This window comes from Enterobacter cloacae complex sp. IR5403, assembly GCF_049238705.1.
Taxonomy (GTDB): Bacteria; Pseudomonadota; Gammaproteobacteria; order Enterobacterales; family Enterobacteriaceae; genus Enterobacter; species Enterobacter hormaechei_C.
Genome location: NZ_JBMKHP010000031.1, coordinates 1 through 5,797, shown reverse-complemented (window position 1 = coordinate 5,797; position 5,797 = coordinate 1). Strand labels below are relative to the sequence as shown.

9 protein-coding genes are annotated in these 5,797 nt (G+C 44.9%); 6 read left to right on the top strand and 3 right to left on the bottom strand.

All coding sequences use genetic code 11. The features are described 5' to 3' along the window. Positions 1-329 precede the first annotated feature (329 nt). The 3 genes from ACOTW6_RS21750 to ACOTW6_RS21740 form a co-directional block, all read right to left on the bottom strand. Positions 330-638, bottom strand: a complete 309-nt coding sequence (locus tag ACOTW6_RS21750) for a hypothetical protein (protein WP_213789437.1) — start codon at positions 636-638, stop codon at positions 330-332. Continuing rightward, entirely contained in the window at positions 620-823 is a 204-nt protein-coding gene (locus tag ACOTW6_RS21745) for a hypothetical protein (RefSeq protein ID WP_246616028.1), read from the bottom strand. Before ACOTW6_RS21745 ends, ACOTW6_RS21750 begins: the two co-directional genes overlap by 19 nt. Before the next feature lie 196 nt (positions 824-1,019). Beyond that, the gene (locus ACOTW6_RS21740) at positions 1,020-1,637 is read right to left on the bottom strand and encodes a tyrosine-type recombinase/integrase (RefSeq protein WP_213789435.1); all 618 of its coding nucleotides are present in this window, start codon (positions 1,635-1,637) and stop codon (positions 1,020-1,022) included. Positions 1,638-1,797: 160 nt separating this feature from the next. Here ACOTW6_RS21740 and ACOTW6_RS21735 point away from each other — a divergent pair, with 160 nt between their 5' ends. The 6 genes from ACOTW6_RS21735 to ACOTW6_RS21710 all read left to right on the top strand — a co-directional run bounded on the left by ACOTW6_RS21735 (position 1,798) and on the right by ACOTW6_RS21710 (position 5,677). Then, positions 1,798-2,031, top strand: a complete 234-nt coding sequence (locus ACOTW6_RS21735; RefSeq protein ID WP_185696589.1) for a hypothetical protein — start codon at positions 1,798-1,800, stop codon at positions 2,029-2,031. A gap of 1,601 nt (positions 2,032-3,632) precedes the next feature. Continuing rightward, positions 3,633-3,809: a hypothetical protein gene (locus tag ACOTW6_RS21730; protein WP_015369807.1), complete on the top strand. Its 177-nt coding sequence runs from the start codon at positions 3,633-3,635 to the stop codon at positions 3,807-3,809. Between the two features lie 14 nt (positions 3,810-3,823). Further along, the gene (locus ACOTW6_RS21725; protein ID WP_040117149.1) at positions 3,824-4,657 is read left to right on the top strand and encodes a DUF6945 domain-containing protein; all 834 of its coding nucleotides are present in this window, start codon (positions 3,824-3,826) and stop codon (positions 4,655-4,657) included. Between the two features lie 21 nt (positions 4,658-4,678). Next, positions 4,679-4,957, top strand: coding sequence for a hypothetical protein (locus ACOTW6_RS21720; protein WP_032625260.1), 279 nt, complete (start codon positions 4,679-4,681; stop codon positions 4,955-4,957). Between the two features lie 109 nt (positions 4,958-5,066). After that, complete coding sequence (locus ACOTW6_RS21715; protein ID WP_045350907.1) at positions 5,067-5,453, top strand: hypothetical protein; 387 nt, start codon at positions 5,067-5,069, stop codon at positions 5,451-5,453. Then, positions 5,453-5,677, top strand: a complete 225-nt coding sequence (locus ACOTW6_RS21710) for a hypothetical protein (RefSeq protein WP_023304375.1) — start codon at positions 5,453-5,455, stop codon at positions 5,675-5,677. The genes ACOTW6_RS21715 and ACOTW6_RS21710 overlap by 1 nt, the downstream gene beginning before the upstream one ends. The last annotated feature ends 120 nt before the right edge of the window (positions 5,678-5,797 follow it).

Below are 5,797 nucleotides of genomic sequence, written 5' to 3'. Positions count from 1 at the left end.
TCAGACACCGTCTGAATTTGCAGCGGGCTGGAGAAAGGGTCATTCTGAGAATGAAGATTCCGACGTTACTAACTGAGTGTTGTATCTAATCGTGGGGGCAGGTCAATCTGATGGTCTGACATTACTAACTCTCCGTGGTGGTTTGTTGTTTGTCGGATCGCTGTGTGGGATGTTCTCAGCATCCTGCACAGCACTATTAACAGCATTGCGTAAATTTCTCGGTAACAGATGACGCTGTATCGTCGTCCCTGCAAACTTCACTACCTGCGTATAAACGCACACCGTAGCACCACACCAGATAAAGCGGGTGATCGGCTCTTCTTCCTTTTTCAATACTCACCTCCGAGAATTGCACCTAAGAAAAATTCTGTTTGCTGTTCGCTGCCTTTGACGCTGTAACACTCGATAGCCTTTCTCATTTCGCTTTCGTCCGTGTTACCAGCCAGCCATTCTATCAGGCTTTCTAAATACTCCTCCGCTCTGTTCACGTCGTGATCTTCTGGTAACACCTTGATTGCGTCTGCCATGAAACAGGCTTCTACGTGGTCGTAATGAAACAGCAGGACAAGAATACTTTCTTGTTGCCATTGTTCAGGCGTTTTCAATCCGTAACTGTTAGTCATTTGATACTCACCCATTTACGATCCTCGTTCGGTGTTGCTTGTTGAATTGCATCTTTCAACACCTGTTCAAAGTTCACGCCGTGCTCCTGGCTTCTCTGCCACATGTCCAAAAATGCTACGGCGAATTTCAATTCTTCTTCGCTCTTAATAGGGCTGAAAGCTGTGGTGTGTTCGTTCATCTCTATAATCTTCATACTCATTACTCCTCCTCAAAGGTCATTGTGTAGCGGCATTGTTGCGACGGTCTGATCGTCACTGTCTCCGTATAATTTGCGTTGGAATAAACGCATATCTTCGCGTTGTCTGTCTCCTGTTCATCCGTTAACGTTAACGTGATGCGCCCAGCTTGAGCGGAGAGAACTGGAAGTATTACCAGCGGCAGCACAAGTAAGCGTTTCATGCGCGTGTCCCTCTCTTGATCCCCGTTGAATACTTCGTTCTTAATGCGTCAACTTTGGCCTGTGTGATCCCCAGGTAGGCGCGTGTGTGCTCCGTTGAGCGATGGCCTAACATTTTGCTAATAACCTCAAGATCTTCATGGTTTTTATGGGCGATTGTTGCAACGGTTTTCCTGGCACTGTGCATACTGATCACTGCCTCCTGTGGAATTAAGCGCTGCATCTTGAGCTTGTCCACTGCATACTGAATCTCTGCGTGGATTTTGGAACGGCTAATCGGCTTACCCTTGCTCCGGTTGCTGTCATTTTGGAATACATACACGTTATCCCCTCGCTCGTTGTAACGAGCCTTGAGCACCTCCCTTGCTGTCTCTGTCAATTCCACTTCTACCGCTTCTTTGGTTTTGTCCTGGGTGATGCGCAATACTTTGCTACCGATATTCAGTTCATCCCAACGCCAGGAACGCATATCCACGCCGCGAAGCTGTGTCTCTACTCCTATAAGGAAGAGATCCGCCACTGTCTGGCTCTTCTTCGCGATTTCTTCCACTACCATCTTCACCTGATCGGCGCTGTCCAGTCCGTCAGTACGTTTTGCACCCTTGCTGATTGCCATTCTCACACCTCCTTAGCCTGTCTCGATGGTATGAATATTGATCAAAAACAGATAGATAGCAAGATCAATTTGCACCTATTTGCAAAAATGTCTTATTCGCGGAGTTTCGACGGTATTAAGTGGCATTAAACGCGATTAAACCCGGTTTAGCGGAGCGCGGTTGCTTGACCTGCTGAACGGCATGATCGAGGCCGCCCCGATTCCAGGCGCAGAAATGCCAAAATATCAAGTTATTGATTTAGAACGATTTTATTTTTATTTCTCTTGTTTCATGGAAAGTGGTTATTGTCAACTTATTTATTTTCACCGTGGCTTTTGGCACCAGAAACAGCCGAAAAAAGGCGATAAAATCGAGGTTGATCATAAGTGTCTGTTTTCAATGGGGGATGAATAGGACAGATAACTCTAATGTCCTAAAGAATGGCGATATCGCATAGGAAATGAGAATTTTCTCATTTAGATTGATTGCATGATGAAATAATTAGAGTGCTAATGAATTGGTGGGTTTCAGCATGGAAAAATCGAATTGTTACTTTATAACAATAAAACGAGAAAACTCGTTCAGCAAATTGCACATGTATGGAAAGTGCTCATTGTCCACAATGATCGCTGTAAGCCGCACGGCACAAGAGATTGTGTAAAGTAGGTTATAGTTTCTATTGTTACTACTTTGGGTGATTTGGCTACATTTAACCCTGATCTTTACAGGCCAATTACCAGCGGGTTTACCGTTATTAACCACCGCTTTAGTAGGATTAATCTTAGGTGTTGTTGTATGGACTGTACGCAGTGAGCAGGGCGACGGTCTACCGTTGGGTGAAGGGCTGAAAGTGACGTTTTGTTACTTTCGTAATATACGGGAAAAACCCGTATGTTCAGATGTTGGTTAACTGGATATACAGGAAAAACCCGTATGTCTGCATGATGATATACAGGAAAAACCCGTATGTTTCGGCATGATATACGGGAAAAACCTGTACTATATAAAGAGATTCTAAAAGCGATCTCTAAAAGAGAGCTTTTAGAAGATCTTGTGAAAGATTCGCTTTGCTGGCGTGTGTCGCCTGGCAAGTGACCTGATTCGCCTTTGGGTGGCTACTCGGTCAGCCGCTCACGACGCAGCGATCAGCGCATCTGTCTGTGATTGTGCCAGGGCTTCGCCCTCGTGAAACGAGGCACAGAAGCTATGCGCCGTGTGCGCAATGTCTTTCGGCATAACTTCTGCCTGTCTTCCATGCTCCGCATTTCATCCATGCAAAGTTAGCCCACGGCTAAGGCTTCACTGGTCGCTGATAGCTCCAGTTCATCCAGCCTCAATCCAATCCCAACACCTACTATCCTGATAACTACCGTTATCCCTCTGTAGTTGTGCTATTGGTTTCGGTAAGTGCCAGAGGGCGCACAGGAAGCCCGTAGAGCGATTTAAACAGGGTAGGGAATGCAGATGTACTACTGATATCACAAAAGCTCTCAGAACGCGATACAGGAGCTTTTTCTGGTTGTGTATAGGTTGGCTTCTCGGGCTTGGATCATATCACAGATTTATGTTGACAGGTAGCTTTATTTTCTGGTATAAAGCACGTAATGAACTTGACTTTTTCGAACTTGTTGAAAAATAGCTTGACAATCGGTGTGATTTTAGTGTATTATTAAAAGTATGGTGATAAGCGTTATCACTTGACCCCCATCTAACAACATTCCATCACGCATGAATTGCAGCCTCCACCGGGTAAACGGTGCGGGGGCTTTTTTGCGTCTGGAGAAAACCAAACAGGAGCAAATAACATGCGTTACTTCAACGTTGACCAAATCTACGCAGATTTGGTTACAGGCCGAACAACACGAACACTTGTTTACAGTTCACTTGTCCGAGCACGTAAGAGTGAACAAACGGACAGGGTGAAAATGTTCGAGGAAGCGATCCGACGCTTTGATGAATGGCGAGCAACGCCAAATTTCACCCCAGTGACCAGCTAACCCAGAAGGAGAAACCATATGAGCGAAACCCAAAAGAAGAAACCAGCCGGAACATTCGTAAAACTGCCGGATGAAGTGTTTACCACTTTGTTCAAAGAAGCACGAGCGCGAGGCTTAACAGTGCAGGAGATGTTAATTGACGCTGCAACCAAACTTTCCACATCAATTCAGAGCGGAGAACGTTCTATCAAATAAGGATACACCCTAACATGACTGACATTATAAACAGTAAGGTTTTTAGTTTTACCAATACAGAAGACGCTTTCAACGAATGCACCCGGATCACCAATCTGAAAACGGGCGTTACAGTTTCATTATCACCAACAAACAAACAGCTATTTGTAAGAATACGCCATCGTTTTCACAATTTTGTGAAAAAGAGAGGTGGGAAGTATTACGACAACATTGATCAGCTTGGTGAGAGTGTCGGGGTAAAATACGATGCAGCAAGCGACGGAATAAAGAAACTTAAAGCTGTGGGGCTAATTTCGGGAACTATTAAAGGCAGATCCTACCAGTGGGAAAGCGTTGCAGATCTAACGCCAGAAGATTTCCTCTTCGAGCGTGATATTAACGCGATGAAACGCAAAACCGCGCCTGAATGGGTGGATTGTCTAAAACATCCAGTGTTTGGCAACGCTAAAGAAGACGTAGCGCCAGAGGTGCAGGAAGAAAAGCAACAGTCTGTTCCAGAAGCCGATCCGATGTGCGAGTTTGACGATACGCCGGAAGAGGAAGCGCCAGCGCCGGAAAAAGTGGAGCCAGCACCGAAGCCAAAGCCCACGAAGAAACCAGCGGCAAGGAAAGCACCAGACAAACAGCAAACCCTTTCCCCATTCGAGTTTAAAACGCCACGGGATGAACGTTTTGACGGGATAACTTTTAATAGGTTAAACGACGCATCTGATCGCTTCTTGGTATTCCAGGATTACGATCTGCCATACCTCGTGTTATTCGAGAGTCAGGGGAAGCTAACCAACCCGAAAGCCATAGAACATCTGAAAATGAAGAGAAATCTCTTCGAAAGAACAGGGCGCTTGTAGCCATTAATAACCAGGAGGATTATGATTCAATACTTAGTAAAATACGGCGTTGACCGTATTCAGATTAACGACGCTGGAAAGCGCGTATTAGAAACCCTGCAATACTTTTACAGATCCAAACCAACCAAGATCCGACTTGGTGACATTATCGAACGTTCTGGATGTTCGCAGGGCGGTGTGATGTTCTGGCTTCACACGTTAAAATCATTCGGTGTGATCGACTTTAAAGAAACTGGCTATTTTGACGTAACAGTAAAATCAATGATCTCGGATTATGAGATCATCTACTCAAACAACTAATAAAATCTACGGGAAACTTTTATGATCATCGCTATTTATTGGTTATTTGCATTTTACGCAGTATGGACATTAACGAGAAAAAAAGGAGTTTCCCCTCTACGAGGAATGAATGGGACGAAAAGAACGAAATCCAATTAAACGGATAGAACAAGCAACACGCGCCAGCAAACGTAAATACACCTCTTCTCTACAAGACCTCGCACGAGAGTCTATTCCAGGAGAATGGATCACCGAAATAATAGAATACCCTGCAACGGTGCCCGTAGGGGCTGAGTTTGAACTATTGCAGGATGTTTTAGCATCTTCGGATAACGTCTTCTATAAACCACGCCGCCGCCGTGAATACCAAATTGATAGCAGTGATCTTAGATCCTGGCAGGTGAAGGGGTGGGAAAACTACGCCGATTTTGTCGGGTATTGCCAAACGTGGGGATTATCCCATCACACGCAAGACCTCGATTTTATTTTTCACGATGAAAAGGAAACACACGATTAATGCACCTGGAAACAACTCAAACAAAGCGATTCGCCCAGCACGTTAAATGCTGTGAATGGTATTTCACTGAGATCGAAGCAATCAACAATGACGCTTATCTGACGGATGACGAGAAAATAACTGCGCTTGATGACCTGGAAAACAGAGTCCTTACTCTCGCAGCGCCTTTCCTGGCTGCTGCAAATAAAATCAAAATGACAATGGAACAAATAAAAAATGACTAAAACCGATATTGACCTAAGGAAGGTGCGAACAAGTCCCTGATATGAGATCATGTTTGTCATCTGTAGCCATGGAACAGGGTTCATCATGAGTCATCAACTTACCTTCGCCGACAGTGAATT

What these genes read in the sequence shown, in the direction of transcription:
- ACOTW6_RS21750 (WP_213789437.1), bottom strand. Translation starts at nt 638, where the DNA reads ATGGGTGAGTATCAAATGACTAACAGTTACGGATTGAAAACGCCTGAA.
- ACOTW6_RS21745 (WP_246616028.1), bottom strand. Translation starts at nt 823, where the DNA reads ATGAGTATGAAGATTATAGAGATGAACGAACACACCACAGCTTTCAGC.
- ACOTW6_RS21740 (WP_213789435.1), bottom strand. Translation starts at nt 1,637, where the DNA reads ATGGCAATCAGCAAGGGTGCAAAACGTACTGACGGACTGGACAGCGCC.
- ACOTW6_RS21730 (WP_015369807.1), top strand. Translation starts at nt 3,633, where the DNA reads ATGAGCGAAACCCAAAAGAAGAAACCAGCCGGAACATTCGTAAAACTG.
- ACOTW6_RS21725 (WP_040117149.1), top strand. Translation starts at nt 3,824, where the DNA reads ATGACTGACATTATAAACAGTAAGGTTTTTAGTTTTACCAATACAGAA.
- ACOTW6_RS21720 (WP_032625260.1), top strand. Translation starts at nt 4,679, where the DNA reads ATGATTCAATACTTAGTAAAATACGGCGTTGACCGTATTCAGATTAAC.
- ACOTW6_RS21715 (WP_045350907.1), top strand. Translation starts at nt 5,067, where the DNA reads ATGGGACGAAAAGAACGAAATCCAATTAAACGGATAGAACAAGCAACA.
- ACOTW6_RS21710 (WP_023304375.1), top strand. Translation starts at nt 5,453, where the DNA reads ATGCACCTGGAAACAACTCAAACAAAGCGATTCGCCCAGCACGTTAAA.